This window comes from Bacillota bacterium, assembly GCA_040757205.1.
Taxonomy (GTDB): Bacteria; Bacillota; Desulfotomaculia; order Desulfotomaculales; family Desulforudaceae; genus Desulforudis.
The window spans coordinates 102,918-120,216 of record JBFLXL010000006.1; the positions used below are offsets into that span (position 1 = coordinate 102,918).

21 protein-coding genes and 4 tRNA genes are annotated in these 17,299 nt (G+C 61.0%); 22 read left to right on the forward strand and 3 right to left on the reverse strand.

Annotation, left to right across the window (positions count from 1 at the left end):
• Nucleotides 1-52: 52 nt before the first annotated feature.
• From AB1402_06400 to AB1402_06440, 9 genes are all read left to right on the forward strand, one after another.
• Nucleotides 53-580 (forward strand): methylated-DNA--[protein]-cysteine S-methyltransferase, encoded by a 528-nt coding sequence (locus tag AB1402_06400; GenBank protein MEW6541228.1) that lies wholly within the window; start codon nucleotides 53-55, stop codon nucleotides 578-580.
• Nucleotides 581-732: 152 nt separating this feature from the next.
• The gene (gene gltX / locus AB1402_06405; GenBank protein ID MEW6541229.1) at nucleotides 733-2,217 is read left to right on the forward strand and encodes a glutamate--tRNA ligase; all 1,485 of its coding nucleotides are present in this window, start codon (nucleotides 733-735) and stop codon (nucleotides 2,215-2,217) included.
• 88 nt (nucleotides 2,218-2,305) lie between these two features.
• Nucleotides 2,306-2,379, forward strand: a tRNA-Gln gene (locus AB1402_06410).
• A gap of 17 nt (nucleotides 2,380-2,396) precedes the next feature.
• Nucleotides 2,397-2,472: transfer RNA gene (locus AB1402_06415), tRNA-Glu, on the forward strand.
• A gap of 409 nt (nucleotides 2,473-2,881) precedes the next feature.
• Nucleotides 2,882-3,049 (forward strand): aspartyl-phosphate phosphatase Spo0E family protein, encoded by a 168-nt coding sequence (locus tag AB1402_06420; GenBank protein MEW6541230.1) that lies wholly within the window; start codon nucleotides 2,882-2,884, stop codon nucleotides 3,047-3,049.
• 229 nt (nucleotides 3,050-3,278) lie between these two features.
• Nucleotides 3,279-3,455 carry a hypothetical protein gene (locus tag AB1402_06425; protein MEW6541231.1) on the forward strand — a complete coding sequence of 59 codons (177 nt, stop codon included), beginning with the start codon at nucleotides 3,279-3,281 and terminating at the stop codon, nucleotides 3,453-3,455.
• Nucleotides 3,456-4,073: 618 nt separating this feature from the next.
• Entirely contained in the window at nucleotides 4,074-4,331 is a 258-nt protein-coding gene (locus AB1402_06430; GenBank protein MEW6541232.1) for a hypothetical protein, read from the forward strand.
• Nucleotides 4,315-4,563, forward strand: a complete 249-nt coding sequence (locus AB1402_06435; GenBank protein ID MEW6541233.1) for a hypothetical protein — start codon at nucleotides 4,315-4,317, stop codon at nucleotides 4,561-4,563. Before AB1402_06430 ends, AB1402_06435 begins: the two co-directional genes overlap by 17 nt.
• Before the next feature lie 78 nt (nucleotides 4,564-4,641).
• Nucleotides 4,642-5,106, forward strand: a complete 465-nt coding sequence (locus AB1402_06440; protein MEW6541234.1) for a hypothetical protein — start codon at nucleotides 4,642-4,644, stop codon at nucleotides 5,104-5,106.
• Nucleotides 5,107-5,184: 78 nt separating this feature from the next.
• Here the strand turns inward: AB1402_06440 and AB1402_06445 are convergent, their stop codons facing one another.
• Nucleotides 5,185-5,346, reverse strand: coding sequence for a hypothetical protein (locus tag AB1402_06445; GenBank protein ID MEW6541235.1), 162 nt, complete (start codon nucleotides 5,344-5,346; stop codon nucleotides 5,185-5,187).
• Between the two features lie 108 nt (nucleotides 5,347-5,454).
• On the opposite strand from AB1402_06445, the gene AB1402_06450 reads away from it, so the two are divergent.
• From AB1402_06450 to AB1402_06475, 6 genes are all read left to right on the forward strand, one after another.
• Nucleotides 5,455-6,387 (forward strand): L-lactate dehydrogenase, encoded by a 933-nt coding sequence (locus AB1402_06450; protein MEW6541236.1) that lies wholly within the window; start codon nucleotides 5,455-5,457, stop codon nucleotides 6,385-6,387.
• Nucleotides 6,388-6,511: 124 nt separating this feature from the next.
• Nucleotides 6,512-6,586: transfer RNA gene (locus AB1402_06455), tRNA-Arg, on the forward strand.
• A gap of 172 nt (nucleotides 6,587-6,758) precedes the next feature.
• The gene (locus AB1402_06460) at nucleotides 6,759-6,968 is read left to right on the forward strand and encodes a hypothetical protein (GenBank protein MEW6541237.1); all 210 of its coding nucleotides are present in this window, start codon (nucleotides 6,759-6,761) and stop codon (nucleotides 6,966-6,968) included.
• Nucleotides 6,958-7,218, forward strand: coding sequence for a type II toxin-antitoxin system RelE/ParE family toxin (locus AB1402_06465; protein ID MEW6541238.1), 261 nt, complete (start codon nucleotides 6,958-6,960; stop codon nucleotides 7,216-7,218). Before AB1402_06460 ends, AB1402_06465 begins: the two co-directional genes overlap by 11 nt.
• A 218-nt stretch (nucleotides 7,219-7,436) precedes the next feature.
• Entirely contained in the window at nucleotides 7,437-7,913 is a 477-nt protein-coding gene (locus tag AB1402_06470; protein ID MEW6541239.1) for a hypothetical protein, read from the forward strand.
• Nucleotides 7,914-8,065: 152 nt separating this feature from the next.
• Nucleotides 8,066-8,980: a quinate 5-dehydrogenase gene (locus AB1402_06475; protein ID MEW6541240.1), complete on the forward strand. Its 915-nt coding sequence runs from the start codon at nucleotides 8,066-8,068 to the stop codon at nucleotides 8,978-8,980.
• Between the two features lie 11 nt (nucleotides 8,981-8,991).
• Here the strand turns inward: AB1402_06475 and AB1402_06480 are convergent, their stop codons facing one another.
• Nucleotides 8,992-9,915 carry a peptidoglycan-binding protein gene (locus tag AB1402_06480; GenBank protein ID MEW6541241.1) on the reverse strand — a complete coding sequence of 308 codons (924 nt, stop codon included), beginning with the start codon at nucleotides 9,913-9,915 and terminating at the stop codon, nucleotides 8,992-8,994.
• A gap of 214 nt (nucleotides 9,916-10,129) precedes the next feature.
• Here AB1402_06480 and AB1402_06485 point away from each other — a divergent pair, with 214 nt between their 5' ends.
• The 7 genes from AB1402_06485 to AB1402_06515 all read left to right on the forward strand — a co-directional run bounded on the left by AB1402_06485 (nucleotide 10,130) and on the right by AB1402_06515 (nucleotide 16,434).
• A complete protein-coding gene (locus tag AB1402_06485; protein MEW6541242.1) occupies nucleotides 10,130-12,139 on the forward strand; it encodes an N-acetylmuramoyl-L-alanine amidase in 2,010 nt (669 codons plus the stop codon).
• A 151-nt stretch (nucleotides 12,140-12,290) separates the two neighbouring features.
• Nucleotides 12,291-13,112, forward strand: a complete 822-nt coding sequence (gene murI / locus AB1402_06490) for a glutamate racemase (protein ID MEW6541243.1) — start codon at nucleotides 12,291-12,293, stop codon at nucleotides 13,110-13,112.
• Between the two features lie 49 nt (nucleotides 13,113-13,161).
• Complete coding sequence (locus tag AB1402_06495) at nucleotides 13,162-14,157, forward strand: 2-hydroxyacyl-CoA dehydratase (GenBank protein ID MEW6541244.1); 996 nt, start codon at nucleotides 13,162-13,164, stop codon at nucleotides 14,155-14,157.
• Nucleotides 14,154-14,915: an MBL fold metallo-hydrolase gene (locus AB1402_06500; protein MEW6541245.1), complete on the forward strand. Its 762-nt coding sequence runs from the start codon at nucleotides 14,154-14,156 to the stop codon at nucleotides 14,913-14,915. Before AB1402_06495 ends, AB1402_06500 begins: the two co-directional genes overlap by 4 nt.
• Nucleotides 14,916-14,963: 48 nt before the next feature.
• The gene (rph, locus tag AB1402_06505) at nucleotides 14,964-15,716 is read left to right on the forward strand and encodes a ribonuclease PH (protein ID MEW6541246.1); all 753 of its coding nucleotides are present in this window, start codon (nucleotides 14,964-14,966) and stop codon (nucleotides 15,714-15,716) included.
• Nucleotides 15,717-16,325, forward strand: a complete 609-nt coding sequence (locus tag AB1402_06510; GenBank protein MEW6541247.1) for an XTP/dITP diphosphatase — start codon at nucleotides 15,717-15,719, stop codon at nucleotides 16,323-16,325.
• Between the two features lie 35 nt (nucleotides 16,326-16,360).
• Nucleotides 16,361-16,434, forward strand: a tRNA-Gly gene (locus AB1402_06515).
• 56 nt (nucleotides 16,435-16,490) lie between these two features.
• Here the strand turns inward: AB1402_06515 and AB1402_06520 are convergent.
• Nucleotides 16,491-16,676, reverse strand: a complete 186-nt coding sequence (locus tag AB1402_06520) for a hypothetical protein (protein ID MEW6541248.1) — start codon at nucleotides 16,674-16,676, stop codon at nucleotides 16,491-16,493.
• Between the last annotated feature and the right edge of the window lie 623 nt (nucleotides 16,677-17,299).

Consider the following 17,299-nt stretch of genomic DNA (forward strand, 5'->3'; position numbering starts at 1 on the left):
CGATTCCTAAGAGTTGGTTTTTCGGCGGAATCGTCATCGGGAGGTGTTCCGCATGCAGGTGGTGGTGGTACGGCTGCAGGCCGGTTGGGTCGGTTTCGCCCGGTCGGAGTCCGGCCTGGCGGCGTTGACCTTCCCGCGGGCCGGGGCGGGGGAGGCGCGGGCCGAGCTTGCCGGCCTCGGTGTACCCGGAGAGGAGACGGTTTTGCCGGCCGAACCGCTGGACAGGCTCTTGACGGACCGGCTGGAGGCCTACTTCTCCGGCCGGATTGTGGATTTATGCGCCATACCGGTCGACTGGTCCGGCTACACCCCTTTTCAGCGCGCCGTGTTGGAGGCCGCCCAAAAAGTGCCGTGGGGGGAGACGCGCACTTACGGGGATCTGGCCCGGATGGTGGACCGGCCCCGGGCGTCTCGGGCGGTGGGCAACGCCTTGGGCGCCAACCGCACGCCGCTGGTGGTGCCCTGCCACCGGATTGTCCGTGCCGACGGCGAAAAAGGGGGTTTCGGCGCTGGTCCCGAGTGGAAAGAACGGCTCTTGCGGCTGGAAAGTGAACCCGGGGCTTTACATGCGCCAAAATGAGGAATTATAATACTGAGGTTGGCACCTCGGGCGGCCGGGCGGCCGGGAGGCCGGAATTTAAGGAATATAAAGGCGACAGAGAACCGTCCCCTGTCGCATCCCCTGTCGCACTCACGGCCTGAGTGAATTAGGAGGTTTTAAGCAGGAGATCTATGGATACGGTACGGGTTAGATTTGCGCCCAGTCCTACAGGGAGCCTTCACATCGGTGGCGCCCGGACCGCGCTTTTCAACTGGCTCTTTGCCCGGCACCACGGGGGGGTCTTCGTCCTGCGGCTGGAAGACACCGACACCGGGCGGAACATAGAGGAGGCGGCCGTCCAGATCGAGTCCAGCCTGCGCTGGCTGGGTATTGAGTGGGACGAGGGCTACGACCGTGGGGGTCCTTTCGGGCCGTACCGGCAGTCGGAGCGGTTCGGGCTGTACCGGGAGGAGGCCCGCCGCCTGCTGGAGAGCGGCCATGCCTACTGGTGTTACTGCACCCCTGAAGAGTTGGCCGCCCAGCGCGAGGAGGCCCGCCGGCGCGGCGAGGTGCCGCGCTACGACAGCCGTTGCCGCGACCTGACCGGCGATAGGCGGCGGGCGAAGGAAGCGGCCGGCATCCAGCCGGCCCTGCGCGTGAAAATGCCGAAGACCGGGGCCACGGTGGTCAAAGACCTGATCCGGGGCGAGGTCGGCTTCGACAACGCCACGCTCGACGATATCGTCATATTGAAGTCAAATGGCGGGCCGACGTACAACTTCGCCTGCGTGGTCGACGATGGGGCGATGCGGATCAGCCACGTCATCCGGGCTGAAGAGCACCTCTCGAACACGCCGAAGCAGATCGTCCTGTTTAACCTCCTGGGGTATGCGCTGCCGGAGTTCGTGCACGTACCCATGATCCTGGCCCCGGACCGCTCCAAGCTCTCCAAGCGCCACGGGGCCACCGCCGTGGACGAGTTCCGGACCGGCGGGTTTTTGCCCGAGGCGCTGGTCAACTACTTGGCGCTTCTGGGCTGGTCGCCGGGGGGCGAGCGGGAACAGTTCTCCCGGGAGGAACTGGTGGCCTCCTTCAGTCTGGACGCCGTCTCCAAACATGCCGCCGTTTACGACGTGAAAAAGCTGACCTGGCTCAACGCCCAGTACATGAATTCGCTGCCGTTGGAACGGGTGGTGGAGCAAGTCCGGCCGTTTATGCAGGAGGCGGGGTATTTGAGTGCCTCACCGGATCCGGCCGAGCTCGACTACCTGAACCGCGTAGTGGAGGCGGTGCGCAGCCGGATTCACACCCTGGCGGAGCTGCGCGACGCGTCGGCCTATTTCTACCGGCCGGATTTTGAATACGAGGAAAAAGGCGTGCGCAAGCACTTCACCAAGCCCGGGGTGACCGGCATCCTGGCCCGGGGCCGGGAGGCCTTGTCCGCATTGCCCGCCGGCCGGTTCACCGTCGAGGGCACGGAAGAAGCCTTCCGGCAGGTGATCGAGGAACTCGGCGTTTCCGGCGGCGCGTTGATTCATCCGGCCAGGCTGGCGCTTTCGGGCCGAACCGTAGGACCCGGTCTGTTTGATATCATCACCGTCCTCGGGAAGGAACAATGCCTGTTGCGGCTCGACCGGGCGATCGCCTGGATCAAGAACAACTTGGAACAGGCATGACAAAGCCTAACCGCAGCACCCGCAAAAAGGCATCGCCTAACTTGCGCGGCGGGCCTTCATATGCTACAATGTAAACCGTGACTTACCCTGCGGGATGGTGTAACGGTAGCACGGGTGACTCTGGATCATCTAGTCTAGGTTCGAATCCTAGTCCCGCAGCCACAATAAATCTCATACGCGGCCCCATCGTCTAGCGGCCTAGGACACCGCCCTCTCAAGGCGGAGACACGGGTTCGAGTCCCGTTGGGGCTACCAGCAGTATCCAAACTTTTGCCGCCGGGGTCCTTGGGCGGCAATTTTAATTTCCAGACCACTTTCAGGCCGGGATCATAAACGGCGTTGTAAATGGTTGCTGCAGTCAGGTTTTATGCCTTGCTCGTATACGATTCTGTAAAGGTTCTGCAACATTCTCTGTTCTCCCTTGCCCGAGCGGGCAGCGCGGACATTTTATGGGACTGTCGTCCTCATAACGTGTCGGCCGGTGTGTCACGGGATAACTTGTTCACCAACAGTCTAGCATAAAGTTGCATTAATCGACAGTTCCTTACTGGAACTGTACGAATACACAATTTGGTTGACAAAAGTTCCCGATTGGAACTACAATAATAGACAAGAAATGCTTATTTTGTTATCAGGAGGGATATTAGTGTTTTCTGGCAGGCAAATGGAGTTGCTCGCAGAAATAGAACGGTTGCGACGCACGATCCAGGAACTTGTCGAAAACAAGGACACGCTGCAAGATCAAGAGATTCAGTTGGTAAGCAGGAAGCTGGATTCAGTCCTGAACGAGTACAACAGGCTGATCGGCGTGATCGGCGGAACACGTTCTTAGCTGCCGCTCTACGATCCACCGGACCCTGGACGACGGTAGGCGTTCAGGAATGCCGGCCAGCGCAGCACAAGGGCCAGGCCGGCCGCCTCCTGGATGTCCCGTACGAACTGATCCATAATCTCACCGTTCAGCCGGCGCAGTACATATGCCGGATGATATGCCGGGGTTTCCTTACGCTCCGTATATTCGTTAACGGCGGCGCACATGCTAGGAATACGAGGTGATGTACATGGCTGACGACCTGAAAACCGGGAAGGACGAAAAGGAGTTGCACCGGACCCACCACGAAGGCAAAAAGGACAAAAACGACAACGTGTTTTCCCGCACCTGGGAAGCGGCCAAGGAATCCCTGGGCTTGGGGACTTGGACCGACAAGAGGGAATCTGACGCTGAAAGGAAAAGGTAGCGGCCGGTCGGCGGCCATCAGGTGCCGGCCACACGCGGGCGCCCCCGGTTTAGACCGGGGGCGCCGCCTTGTTCGTTGGGCTGGTAACGGCCTATCGAGGGGGGCAGCCGAAATCGGGCCGGTTCAAGTCTGTATTATCCGGGTTAACTCGGGTGGTGTTACCGGGATCGGTAACCTCGGGCGCGGCCAAAATGTTGTCATCAAGGTCGTCATTGGGATTCACAATCGGGTTCACATCGGGATTGGTCAGCCTTTTGTTGTTCCTGTTTCCGGTCAATTTCCTATCCTTGGGAGACATGTAACCACTCCTCTGTCCGTTTGTTTGAATAGAATGCCCCCTTCGTCTCGGCTGTAGTCAAGCGGGTTCTGGCAAGGGAACAAGAAACACCCTTCTCATTCCGAGGAGCGTGGTGTTTTGAACATGTAACTGGTAAAATATAATTCAGTACGGTTCGATTGACGGAAAGGCGGGTATGCCGATGCGGTTGACGGAAATCATACTGCTGGTCGCGGTGGTGATTGCGTTCTTTTGGATAATGCGCAGCTTCGGCGGGGGTTGACGGTAGGAATCGGGGGCGCCGGCGGCGTCCCACGAATATGATGATTGGAGGGATCCTGGTGGAATTGTATTCACCGCTCCGGGAAGAGTTCTTCCGCTGGTGCGACCAAACGGTCGCGGGTGCGGTCTTGGCGCCGGAAAACACGCTCAACTACTGGCGGCCGAAAAAGCGCGCCTCCGGTGCGGGTTACGACCTCGTATTCGAGGTCGGCGGAGGCACGGGTCAGGAGCCAAAAACCCACGTGATTCCGATTCCGGACAAATACTCAAAACTGTTGGACAGGGAGTATTCCAGTCACGATGACGGCCAAGACTGACGAAAAACAGCCGCGCCGAAAAGGCAACGTCTACCAGTTTGATCCCGCCCGCAAGCGAAAGACCGGGACCAGTTTTGACGGTGACCGGATCAAGTTGGAGCTGCCCCGGGGGAAAAAGGCTTCCCGGCCAAAACCGCCAAGCCGGGTGTTACGGCACGTGGCGGTCTTTGTGGCGGCGGTATTGGCGCTCACCTTCATTGTAAGGTGGTTCGGGCAGCTTTCGGCTCCGTGAAGTTCGACAGATATTAGGGTTTTTATCTGGTAGCGCCGGCCCTGTACTATTTGGTAAAATATTACAGGGTGAGCCTTTTTGAAACGATACTTGATCTATGGCCTGATCCTGGCTGGGTTGGGGTTGCTGATTCTCTTCCGGCCTATGATTTTGGACGGTCAGACCGGTCACCACGGCGGGCAAGCCGGCGACGAACGGGACATCGAACGGCTGATCGAACGCGCGGTCGGGTCGCTGGAGTATACGCAGGCCACAAACCGGGCCGAGCTGGAACGTATCCTGGCGGGGATATACACGGAGCCCGCCTTGAGCACCGTGAGCGAAGCGGTCTGGGAGCAGTGGGGGACCGACAACGTCAATCCGGCGTCGGTGCTAAGGTGGACGGATTTTTGGATCGGCAGGGACCGGGCCCGGGTTGCGGCCGACCTCTATTTCCGGGACTGGACCGACAACGCCGAGTTCTTTGGCGAAGGGCGTTGGGAACTGGTCCGCACCGGTTCCGGCTGGCGCATTGCCGACTTCGAGTACCACTGGGGCTACTGACGGGGCGACCCCCGACGCTACTTGAGTTTACGCATTCGCCATCACGTTCCGACCTGTTGTCCCAACAAGTTGTCCAAGCTACTTGAGTTTACGCATTCGCCACCACATGCCCACCTGTTGTCCGAACAAGTTGTCCAGAGTGAAGACCCTGGTCGTCCGGCGTCGAACTCCGCCCATGGCCGTGTTCCAGACGAACCGTACCAGAAGCGCTTTCAGAATCCAAGAGAGCGTCCTGAGCATTGTGCTTGTACTCCTTTCTCGAAAAGGGTTATACTCTTAAAAGTATTTACGCTCCTAAAGGGCGCTATTCCGTGGTTTTGGGAGCGCTGGTCCGGAGGCGGACATTCCATGGCGGTAAAGATAGCGGTTATCGGCGCGGGAGCCGTGGGAGCGACAGTGGCCTACACTTTGCTGACCGCGGACCTGGCCAATGAACTGGTCCTGATCGACATCAACCGGGAGCGGGCCGCAGGAGAGGCGATGGACATCGCCGACGGCACCCCTTTCACCGGTCCGGTCCGAATTTACGCCGGCGATTACGAAGACTGCCGGGAAGCCTTGATCATCGTGTTCACCGCCGGCGCGAACCAGCACCCCGGGGAGACCCGCTTGGAACTCGCCGCCCGGAACACCAAGGTGGTACGGGAGGTCATCGACCGGCTGCTCCGGCACTGGAGCGGCGGAGTGCTGCTGATGGTCACCAACCCGGTGGACGTGCTCACTTACGCCGCTCTGCGCTTTTCGGGACTCCCCCAAAACGCCGTCATCGGTTCCGGCACCGTCCTGGACAGCGCCCGCTTCCGGCACCTGCTGAGCCGCCATTGCCGGGTGGACGGCCGGAACGTGCACGCCTACGTGCTGGGAGAACACGGTGATTCGGAAGTGTTTGTCTGGAGCCGGGCGGCCATCGCCGGCATCCATGTGGACGAATTCTGCGACCGGCGCGGGGTGCCGCGGCCCGACCGGCGGGAGCTGTCAGAGCGGGTGCGCCGGGCGGCCGCCGAGATCATCGCCCGCAAAGGAGCCACCTATTACGGGGTGAGCTTAAGCGTGCGGCGGATTTGCGAGGCGGTGGTCCGGGACCAGGAAAGCGTGCTGACCGTCTCCGGATTGGTGGAAGGGTACTGCGGGGTAACGGAAACGGCCTTCAGCCTGCCTACCGTCGTGGGCCGCCGGGGGCGGCTGAAGGTGCTGGACATACCTCTTGCGCCGGAAGAGCAACAAGCGCTTTGCCGCTCGGCCGGCATCCTGAAGCAGGCGCAGCGCGACAACGGGCTGTGAAAGTGAAAAGCCATTTGCGTGGGCCCGCGAGGCTCTAGCCCACAGTCGCAAGCTGGCCGGGCGGTTATGCCCTTTTTAAAGGGTTGCGTTCGGGTTGGATTTGCGGTATACTAATTTGTGCATTGCGCCCGTAGCTCAGTGGATAGAGCGCTGGCCTCCGGAGCCAGGTGCGCAGGTTCGATTCCTGCCGGGCGCACCATAATAGTGACGCTAAACCCGCAAAAATAAAGGCTTTGCGGGTTTCTGACTGGGAAGGGCGGGTATATAGTCCCATAAGGTGCACTAGCCCGTTTAAATGCGGGTTGCGATTTCCAAAAATAAGGGGAGCGCTTGGAAATCATTCGGGTTATAATGATTATGAGGTGATGATGATGGCCATACCACGCGAGCATGTAAAGGCCCTTATCGACTGGCTGACCGATGAACAGGTTCAGGCCCTGTACGTGATATTGGAGTCTATGGCCTGGCCGACAGAGAGAATTACTCCGGAAGAAGCAGCGGAAATCGAAGAAGGTTTTGCTGAAATCGAGGCAGGTAAGGGTGTGAAAGCTGAGGATGCCTGGAAAGAGCTTGGAATTTGAAATAATCCTTTCTATCAAGGCTTTACGGCAGCTCAAGGCTCTGGACAGGCCGGTGCAGAAAAGGGTAAAGGTGGCGATCGAGAGGCACCTGAAGCATTTCCCACCTCGCGGGGATATTCTTAAACTGGAGGGTATGGAAGGCAAGTTCAGGCTTCGGGTTGGTGATTGGCGCGTGACTTTCCGCTACCAGTTTTCTGAAAGACAGGTGCATATTGCCGAGGTGGTTCATCGAAGCCAAGTCTATCGTTAGCATTTCAACCTTTTAGTTAATCAAAGCGGTCCCGAGAGGGGGGCCGCTTTGGCATTTGCCAATAGATTATCGGGCACGAAAGATTTCTCCTTGAGTTTGTTGTGGGCGGGAACCGGCAACGAAGACCGATCCCAGGAGGAGAAGCGCGGCGAATGTAGAAAGCAGTCTTGCTGTGTTATAAGGAGAAGTAAGCAGAGCCCCTGCGGAAGGAGGTCCCTATGCGGAACACAAGTGCTCCCGACCACTTTGTCTTTGTGGCTGCGCCGGTTCAGTCGGACAAAGGCCGGATTTCCGGCTACGAAATCTGGAAGATCCTCACCGAGGAGCTGGTATGGTACACCACCGCTTCGGCCCCGTATCGGAACCGGATCAAGGGCGGCGACCGGATCTTGTTTTACCTGGGAGGCAGGCCGGGAGGCGGCCGTTTTGTTGCTCAGGGCCTGTGTTCCGGCCCGGTTGGCCCGCTCTTGGCGGAGGACGAGGTGTTTCTGGCCGAGAGGGGCATCACCCGTTTCACCGGCCGGATCCCGCTGCTCCTCGTGATCTACTGGCTCGACGAAGTCCTCTTGAAACCGCTCGTGCCGGAACTGGCCTTCATCAAAGACAAGAGGCACTACGGCCTGTACCTGCGCCAGGGGATCGTGCCGATCGGCGAGAACGATTTCGACCTGATCGTCTCGCAAAGCGCCGAGTAGCGGAGGCTAGGCTGGATACTCAGGGTTTAAGAGTAGTCATCAGATGCTCCCCGCCGCGGAAGGGAATAATACGTTATACTTTGCATTTTGGCCCTGCCTTAGCTAAAATTGACTTGGTGTGAAATGCTTAGTACAAACGGGGGCGCAGACGCTTGAAAAGGGTGGTCAGTGTCAGCCTGGGGTCCTCCCGGCGCAACAAGACCGTACGGGTTGAACTTTTGGGTGAGGAATTCGAAATCAGCCGCGTCGGAACCGACGGGGACTTCCGGAAGGCTCTGGCCACACTTCGCGAATTGGACGGAAAGGTCGATGCCATCGGATTGGGGGGCATCGACGTTTTTTTGTTCATCCGTGACCGCCGGTACGCCATCCGCGACGGCTTGAAACTGATGAACGCCGTGCGGCGGACGCCGGTGGTCGACGGCAGCAGCCTGAAACGGACGTTGGAGCGTGAGGTGGTCCTTCACCTGTCCCGAAATACCGACCTGATCCCCCCCGGCACCCCGGTGCTGATGGTCAGCGCGGCCGACCGCTTCGGCATGGCCCAGGCGTTCGTGGACGCCGGCTGCCGCACTGTCTTCGGGGACTTGATCTTCGTTCTCGGCATCCCCTACCCGATCCGTACCGTGGACCTGCTGGAGAAGCTGGCCCGGGTGATCCTCCCGGTGGCGACCAGACTGCCCTTCCAACTGCTCTACCCGACCGGAAAAAAACAGGATCTGATCAATGAATCCAAAAGTCGCCGTTTTGCGTCCTATTATCAGGAGGCCCGGGTGGTGGCCGGCGATTTTCACCTGATCCGGCGCTATCTGCCGCCCACCCTGGACGGGAAGGCCATCGTGACGAACACGACCACCAGCGCGGACGTGGAACTGCTGCGGGAGCGCGGGGCTTCACACCTGGTCACGACCACCCCCGAGTACGAGGGCCGCTCCTTCGGGACGAATGTTCTGGAGGGTGTGTTCGTGGCCCTGATCGGCAAGCCGTGGGACCAGATCCGCCACGAAGAATACCTGGAACTCCTGCGGCGGCTGGACTTCAAGCCCAGGATCGTCGAGTTGAATTAAGGTCCCGGTGCTTAGAGGCCCAACAGGTCGTACATCTCACGGTCCACCCGGTTGTCGTGGCGCAGGTTGTGGTCCTTGCGGAACTGGACCACCGCTTTCTGGAGGCCGGAGCCGAAAATGCCGTCGATGGGACCGTCATAATACCCGTGCTTTTGCATCAGGCGCTGCATTTCCAGCACCCCGGATTCGCGGTCCCCGTGGACCAGAGTGGGACGGTGCGTGGTGCCCATGATGTTGCCCACGATGTGCACAGGCGTGCCCTCTTCAACCCACGGAAAGAGTTCCTCGATGTGCCGGTTGAACATCCGGATGCAGCCGTGGCTGGCCCGGGTGCCGATGGAGTAGGGCTTGTTGGTGCCGTGAATGCCGTAGATGCCCCAGTCGACGTTCAATCCCAACCACCGGGTGCCGAAACCGGTGCCCCAGTTCCTCGCCTTGCGCCGGATGCTCCAGTTGCCCACCGGGGTAGGGGTTTCGCTCTTACCGACGGCGCACGGGAACTGCTTATACGGGTAGCCGTTCTCGATTACGGTCAGGGTGCGTTTCTGGACGTCGATGATGATTTCCACCTCGCCGGTGGGCGGGGGCAGCGGTTCACCAGTCTTCACCGGGGTGGACATCAGGGCGATCAGGTACCAGGTTTCGGCGTTGACCACCCCGCTGGGTTCAATTCCGTTTGCCTCCTGCAGGCTTCTGACCGCTTCGGCGGTAACCGGGCCGTACGCGCCGCTTACCGGTCCCCGGAACAGACCGGCGGCCTGAAGTTGTTTCTGGAGTTCACGGACGTCATCGCCCTCCAGGAGTCCGGCACTGTCCACGTAGAGCGGACGCTGGTGCTCGCAATTCAGCGGGCAAACCAGGTGGAACTCCCCGCCTTCAGCCGGACCGGCGGTCAGAGAAAAGGCCAGAAACAGAAAAAGCGCTTTCCACCACATGCTTTCCAACGCTCCTTTTCAACTATTCTTGGGTTGACAACGGGCCTTTTATGCAGGCGAACCCAAATCGGGCGTGCCGCCGGCAAGATCAGACTTTGTTCTGCCGGCATTACTTCTTGAGTGCAGGCAGAATATGACGTTTTTTCCTAAATAGCAGGATATTGGCAGAATGATGTCGAATGGTCGTTCAGCTTACAGCAAAGGAGTCGACAGAATGCTTAATCGGCTGGTCTTAGTATCCGTCTTCTTGTTCCTGCTTACCGGCTTGGTCGGAAAGAGTGTTGAGGCAAGTCAGGTGGCGGTGGTTACTGGTTCGACGGTGAATTTGCGGGGTGGTGCGGGCACGAGCCACCCGGTGGTGGGTCAGGCGGCCCAGGGTGCACGGCTGCCGGTAGTGGGCAAATCGGGTGACTGGGTGCAGGTGCGCCGGGCGAGCGGCCAGCCGGCGTGGGTGGCGGGCTGGCTGATACGGGTGGAGGCGGCCCCGGCTACGGCGGTCCCGGCGCAGCCGGCTGGGGCGTTCGGGGGTCAGGTGGCGGTGGTTACTGGTTCGACGGTGAATTTGCGGGGTGGTGCGGGCACGAGCCACCCGGTTGTGGGTCAGGCGGCCCAGGGTGTACGGCTGCCGGTAGTGGGCAAATCGGGTGACTGGGTGCAGGTGCGCCGGGCGAGCGGTCAGCCGGCGTGGGTGGCGGGCTGGCTGGTGCGGGTGGAGGCGGCCCCGGCGACGGCGGCCCCGGCCCAACCGGCTGGGGCGTTCGGGGGTCAGGTGGCGGTGGTTACTGGTTCGACGGTGAATTTGCGGGGTGGTGCGGGCACGAGCCACCCGGTGGTGGGTCAGGCGGCCCAGGGTGTACGGCTGCCGGTAGTGGGCAAATCGGGTGACTGGGTGCAGGTGCGCCGGGCGAGCGGCCAGCCGGCGTGGGTGGCGGGCTGGCTGATACGGGTGGAGGCGGCCCCGGCTACGGCGGCCCCGGCGCAGCCGCCGCCGGCCCCGGCCCAACCGGCGCCTACAGTACCGGCCACACCTCCCGGTTCCTCGAATCCGGTCACCCCGCCGGACCTTACGGTGCGGGCTCTGGTCGGGACTGCGGTAGTGGACGTGGCTGCGGTGGACATCCGGAGCCAACCCGGACACCAGCACGCGGCCATCGCCCAGGCGACCCGGGGCTTCCGGCTGGCGTTGGTCGCCGAGCGGGGGGACTGGTACCAGATCCGGCTGCCGAGCGGCACCGTCGGTTGGCTGGAATCTTCAACGGTGCGGGCGGAGATCGACACTTCCGACCTTCCTCCGGTAGACGGCGGCACCGACCCGCAACCGGATCGCGGCGGCGAGATTTCGTTCGACGCCAGGCTGTCCGGAGATCGGGTGATCATCACGGTCAGTTCCACGGCGCCCATTGAGTATACGGCTTTTCGCCTGCCGAACCCCGGCCGGATCGTAATCGACGTTGATGGTTCTGCCGGCGGGCAGGTACCGGCCAGCCAGACCCTGCAGTCACCTGTGGTGGGAGCGATCAGGACCGGGGAAGCGGACGGGCGCTTCCGATTGGCCTGCGACGTCCCACAGGGGCTTGCCTATACCCGCTACCGGACAGAGCTTGCGGCGGACCGGCGGACTCTGACGGTGGAGATCTTCGCGGTGGGGAACATAATGCAGGACCGGGTGATCGTCCTTGACGCCGGACATGGCGGACGCGATCCGGGCGCGATTGGTCCCACCGGTGTGCGGGAAAAAGACGTCATCTTGGCCATCACTCTGGAGGCAGCCCGCCTACTCAGACAGCAGGGAGCCGAGGTGATTCTGACCCGCCAATCGGATGCGGCCGTGGAACTCCTGCAGCGAGCCGAGATCGCGAACCAGGCCGGCGCCGACGTATTCGTCAGCATTCACGGCAACGCTAACGTTGATCGCTCCAAGCACGGCACCAGCACCTACTGGTGGCCCTATCCGGACGTCACGACTCCGGGCCAAATTGCCGCCAGAGAGAGACTGGCGGGTGCGCTTCAGGCCGCCCTGTTGGGCGAGTTGCAAAGGCACGACCTCGGCCTGTACCAGGCGCGGTTCGCGGTTCTGCGGGCCACGAACATGCCGTCCGTTTTGTTGGAGGTGGCCTTTGTGTCAAACCCCGTTGAGGAGAGGCTCCTGGCCGACCCTGCCTTTCAGAACCGGGCCGCGGCGGCCATTGCTGCCGGATTGCAGGCTTACTTCCAGGAATACTGACACCCGGTCAGCTTTGAACAAACCCGAACCCCCGGCGCTGTCCGGGGGTTTTTGGCCGGTTCCGTGTAGGCAGGAATTGCTTGCGCCAGAATAGAAATATGTTAGACCCGCGAACGGGTCGCATCGAGTGCCCCTTTAGGAGGAGAAGTGTTTGGCAAAAGGCACGGTCGGCCTGTTTGATTCCGGGGTGGGGGGGCTGACGGTTGTCCGGGAAGCAACTGAATTGTTGCCGGGAAAGCGGCTGGTTTACTTCGGTGACACCGCCCACGTTCCGTACGGGGACAAAAGCGCAGACGAATTGCTGTCCTACGCGGAACAGATCATCGGTTTTCTTTGCAGTCAAGGGGCCGATTACATTATATTTGCATGCAATACCAGTTCTGCGGTTTCCCTCCGGCTGATGCGCGACCGTTTTCCGGTACCGATGATCGGTCTGATCGAGCCTGGAGCAGCCGAAGCTGTGCGCCGGTCGGCGGCCGGCCGCATCGGCCTGATTGCCACCGAGGCGACCGTGAAAGCAGGCGCCTATGCCCGGGCGGTATCGGCCCTAAACCGGAACTGCACCGTGTTCAGCCAGGCCGCGCCGCGCCTGGTGCCCCTGGTCGAGTCCGGGGAAGTCGACACTCCCGCGGCCGAACGTGCGGTGCGCGAATACTTGGAACCCCTGCAAGAACAACGCATGGACACCTTGATCTTGGGTTGCACCCACTACCCGTTCCTGCGGGGCGTGATTGAACGGGTACTTGGTCCCGAGGTGGTGCTCGTGGACCCTGCGGCCGCTACCGTGCACGCCGCGCGGCTGGACATGCTCCGGCGGGGGTGTTCGGCGGACACCGGCCAGGCGCAGCCCGAGCCTGACGCCGCCCTGGTCCGCTACTTCGTGAGCGGGAACGCCGGCGCTTTTCGGGCGGTGGCCGGCCGCTTTCTAGGCCGGACGCCGGCATCGGTTTGGGAGATTTGTCTTCTCGGCTGAATCAAAGCAACTCTTTCCAGGGACTATACAAGCAGAGCGTGGCGGGACAGTGACCAGGCGGATAGGCATCACCACCACCATTCCGAGCGAGGTTGTGTTCGCGGCCGGATGGGTGCCGGTGGACTTAAACAACGTATTCATTGCCAGTGCCGATCCCCGGCGTCTGGTGGAGGAGGCCGAGGTTGCGGGGTACCCGCGCAACATCTGCGCCTGGATTAAGGGGATCTACGCCACGGTGCTGCGGGACCGGACTCTCGACACCGTGATCGCCGTCACTCAGGGTGATTGCAGCAATACCCACGCCCTCATGGAGACCCTGCAACTGGCCGGGGTGCGCGTCATTCCCTTCGCTTACCCTTTTGACCGGGACTATGACCTTTTAAAGCTGCAGATCGAAAAACTGATGGACTATTTTGGGGTGAACTGGCCGGCGGTGCGGGAGACCCGTTCCAGACTGGCCGAAATCCGGGGGGCGGTACGGGAGCTGGACCGGCTGACTTGGGAGGAAAACCGGGTGGGAGGCTGGGACAACCATTTCTACCAGGTGACGTGCAGCGACTTTGACGGAGACCCGGAGTCGTTCGGAGCCAGGGTGAACAGTTTTCTGAGCCGGGTGCGGCAAGCCCCTCCCCGGGGCGGGGAGATCCGCCTGGCTTATATCGGGGTGCCGCCGATCAACGCCGATATCTACGGGTTTCTGGAGCAACTGGGGGCCCGCGTGGTCTTCAACGAAACGCAGCGCCAGTTCGCCATGCCCTTTGACACGGACGACCTGGTGGAGCAGTACCGCTTGTACACCTACCCCTACGGTATCTTTTTCCGGCTCGCGGACGTCAAACGCGAACTGGAGCGGCGGTCGGTGCGCGGCGTGATTCACTACGCGCAGAGTTTTTGCTTCCGTCAGATTGAGGACCTTATCGTCCGTCATAAATTGCGGATGCCGGTGCTTACCGTCGAGGGGGACAACCCCGGGCCGTTGGACGCCCGTACCCGGGTGCGCCTGGAGGCGTTTATGGAAATGCTTCGGCAAGGGGGATCGGATTGAACATCACGGTTTTGGGGTGCTGGGCGCCCTACCCGCGGGCCGGGGGCGCCTGTTCGGGTTACCTGCTGCGGGAGGGAGAAATCTTGGTCCTGCTGGAGGCTGGGAACGGGAGTTTCAGCCGTCTGACGGCGGCGGTCGATTTCCGCGCGCTGTCCGCCGCCATCGTTTCCCATTTCCACCTTGACCACTGCGCCGACCTTTTCTGCCTGCGGCACGCGCTGAAAGGCGCCAGGAGGGACGGCAGCCGGACGGAGCCGCTCACTTTGTTCGTGCCGCAAGAGCCGCAGATTGAATTTGAGCGCCTGGCCGGGGATAACGAAGTCTTCACGGTCCGGACGATCGAGAGTCTCCCCCGGAGAGGAGATCGGCGAGTGGCTTTCGTCGGGAGCCTGGAGATTGAGTTTTTGCCTACGCGCCACTCCCTTCCCGGTTACGGGGTAGCGGTCGGTGATAGCGTAGGGGAAAGGTTCGTCTACTCGGGAGACACCGCCTGCTTTCCGGAACTGGCTCGTCACTGGGCGGGGGCGGGGCTTTTGCTGTGTGAGGCCACGGGCTTGGCACGCGACCTTGCCCAACTCAAAGCCGTACACCTGACCTCCATTCAGGCTGGGGAGTTGGCCCGGCAAAGTGGAGCCGCCCGTCTGGTTTTGACCCACTTTTGGCCGGAATACGACCCTGCGGTCTTGGCGGCGGAGGCGGCGGAGGCCTTTGGAAGCCGGGTGCTGGCGGCTCGCGAGGGTGAGAGTTACAGCCTGTGAAGCGGATCCCGGCGGGGTGGCCGCGCAAAAAAAGACTGGAGGATGGAAATGATTCGAGTGGATGGCCGGACCCCGGCCGAGATGCGCCCGGTGTACATTACCCGGCACTACAACAAGCACGCCGAAGGCTCCGCATTGATTGAGGTGGGTGATACCCGCGTGATCTGCACGGCCAGTATCGACTCCCGGTTGCCCCCGTTTTTGAAAGGCGCGGGCAAGGGCTGGGTGACCGCGGAATATGGAATGCTGCCCCGGGCCACCGGGGTCCGGGGAATCCGGGAAAGCGTGAAGGGTCAACCCGGGGGGCGCAGCCTGGAAATTCAAAGACTGATCGGCCGTTCCCTGCGGGCGGTGGTCGATCTGAACGCCCTGGGGGAGCGTACCGTCATCCTGGACTGTGACGTGATTCAGGCCGACGGCGGGACCCGGACGGCCGCGATCACCGGGAGTTTCGTGGCCTTGGTCGACGCCCTGCAAACCGTGGTCACCGAGGGATTGACCCCGCGTCTGCCGGTACTGGACTACGTGGCGGCGACCAGCGTGGGCCTGTTTGAGGGGGAGGCCGTCCTTGATCTTTGTTTTGCGGAAGACTCGGCGGCGGCGGTTGACTTTAACGTGGTGATGACCGGGGCGGGCCGTTTCGTGGAAGTGCAGGGCACCGGAGAAGGGACGGCATTTGAACGGGCCGACATCGACCGGTTGCTGGACCTGGCGGCTGTCGGAATCCGGAGCCTGGTGGAGCAACAGCGGACGGTCTTGGGTTCGCTGGCCGAAGAGATTGAAAGGCGGAGAGGGAGCTAGATGGCGCGGTTGGTGCTGGCGACCAGGAACGAAGGCAAAGTCAGGGAAATGGCGGCCCTGCTGGCCCCGCTAGGGGTCGCGGTCGTCTCGCTTTCATCCTTCCCGGAGATCGAAGAGATTCCCGAGGACGGTGATACCTTTGAAGCGAACGCCCTGACCAAGGCCCGGGTGGTGGCGGCCCGGACCGGGCAGCCGGCCCTGGCGGATGACTCGGGTTTGGAGGTGGATGTGCTGGACGGTGCGCCTGGGGTGCACTCTGCGCTTTTCGCCGGGGAACCCCGGGATGACGGCCGCAACAACGAAAAACTGCTCCGCCTTCTGGAAGGGGTGCCGTGGGACAAGAGGCAGGCCCGCTTCCGTTGCGTAATTGCTTTGGTGACCACGGAGGGAATCGAGCGGCTTACGGAGGGAACCTGTGAGGGGTTCATCGGGTACGGGCTGCGGGGAACCCAAGGCTTTGGGTACGACCCCCTGTTCTATGTGCCTGAGTATGGCATGACGTTTGGAGAACTTGACTTGGCGACCAAAAACCGGATCAGCCACCGCGGCCGCGCCCTCACCAAGGCCCTCGGGGCGGTCGCCGAGCTGCTGGCGCTTCAAAAACTTTGACGCGGGGCGCCGTCCGGGTTATAATGTTGAAGCGTGCGGGTGTAGCTCAATGGTAGAGCACCGGCCTTCCAAGCCGGGTACGTGGGTTCGATTCCCATCACCCGCTCCACAACTGCCGAAAAGAAAACAAACCGCCCGTGGCCGGGCGGTTTTGAAGTTCATGTTCTACCTGAATATGGCCTTCCAAAGCCTGGCGAAGAAAGATTCGCCATCACGCGTGCCGATAGCTGCCGGATTGGCCGTCGGCGGGGGCGCAGGTTGGGCGGAATGGGACACAGGTTTTTCGGGAGAATACTTTTTGATCATCTGGGCCACGTTGTTGTCGATGGTTTCCTTGTAGTTTGCGGTCATCAACAACCCTCCTTTCACTGGCATTGAAGTCGTGAAAGGATACAGGCGCAGATAGCTGCAGTGCATAGGGCAATAGGTTACGCTGTCAAGCATTGCTAGTACGTTTTGGGGTTACCGAAAACGACTGCGGACAACGGAGATTACTGATAAGTATGGCGGCGAAGGGCAAGAATACTCCGCAATTCCTGTACGGAACACAGCCGGTCTCGGCGTCAAGCGCCATCTACCCTTGGTTCCACCGGTAGGTCGCACTGTTTGCGACGTTATCTAGATGTCTAGTTCTATACGCAGCAATAAATACCTTCTAAAAACTCGGAATATTGTCGATAGTCATTTCTGTCGGGAAGACAATCAGGACGGCTTGTCCTCCTGGGGAAAAACCGACCTCAGCCGAGGGCTGCAAGCGCCGTTAGCGCCGTCAACGTGAGCATGCCGCCAACAGCATGCCCCGTTAATTAACGTGAGTGTGCCGTCAACGTGAGTGGGTCAACGTGAGTGTGTCAACGGCCAGTGAAAATGTCACCTTAGAACACGCTAATTTGGCCTGAGAAAATGTCACCCCTTAAGATCGTTAAAGTGGCCTGAGAAAATGTCACCCCCTGAAACCGTGCTCCAAGTATACA

Excerpts from the sequence above, each read along its gene's own strand:
- AB1402_06400 (MEW6541228.1), top strand. The coding sequence starts at position 53 with ATGCAGGTGGTGGTGGTACGGCTGCAGGCCGGTTGGGTCGGTTTCGCC.
- gltX (MEW6541229.1), top strand. The coding sequence starts at position 733 with ATGGATACGGTACGGGTTAGATTTGCGCCCAGTCCTACAGGGAGCCTT.
- AB1402_06420 (MEW6541230.1), top strand. The coding sequence starts at position 2,882 with ATGGAGTTGCTCGCAGAAATAGAACGGTTGCGACGCACGATCCAGGAA.
- AB1402_06425 (MEW6541231.1), top strand. The coding sequence starts at position 3,279 with ATGGCTGACGACCTGAAAACCGGGAAGGACGAAAAGGAGTTGCACCGG.
- AB1402_06435 (MEW6541233.1), top strand. The coding sequence starts at position 4,315 with ATGACGGCCAAGACTGACGAAAAACAGCCGCGCCGAAAAGGCAACGTC.
- AB1402_06445 (MEW6541235.1), bottom strand. The coding sequence starts at position 5,346 with ATGCTCAGGACGCTCTCTTGGATTCTGAAAGCGCTTCTGGTACGGTTC.
- AB1402_06450 (MEW6541236.1), top strand. The coding sequence starts at position 5,455 with ATGGCGGTAAAGATAGCGGTTATCGGCGCGGGAGCCGTGGGAGCGACA.
- AB1402_06460 (MEW6541237.1), top strand. The coding sequence starts at position 6,759 with ATGGCCATACCACGCGAGCATGTAAAGGCCCTTATCGACTGGCTGACC.
- AB1402_06470 (MEW6541239.1), top strand. The coding sequence starts at position 7,437 with ATGCGGAACACAAGTGCTCCCGACCACTTTGTCTTTGTGGCTGCGCCG.
- AB1402_06480 (MEW6541241.1), bottom strand. The coding sequence starts at position 9,915 with ATGTGGTGGAAAGCGCTTTTTCTGTTTCTGGCCTTTTCTCTGACCGCC.
- AB1402_06485 (MEW6541242.1), top strand. The coding sequence starts at position 10,130 with ATGCTTAATCGGCTGGTCTTAGTATCCGTCTTCTTGTTCCTGCTTACC.
- rph (MEW6541246.1), top strand. The coding sequence starts at position 14,964 with ATGATTCGAGTGGATGGCCGGACCCCGGCCGAGATGCGCCCGGTGTAC.
- AB1402_06510 (MEW6541247.1), top strand. The coding sequence starts at position 15,717 with ATGGCGCGGTTGGTGCTGGCGACCAGGAACGAAGGCAAAGTCAGGGAA.
- AB1402_06520 (MEW6541248.1), bottom strand. The coding sequence starts at position 16,676 with ATGACCGCAAACTACAAGGAAACCATCGACAACAACGTGGCCCAGATG.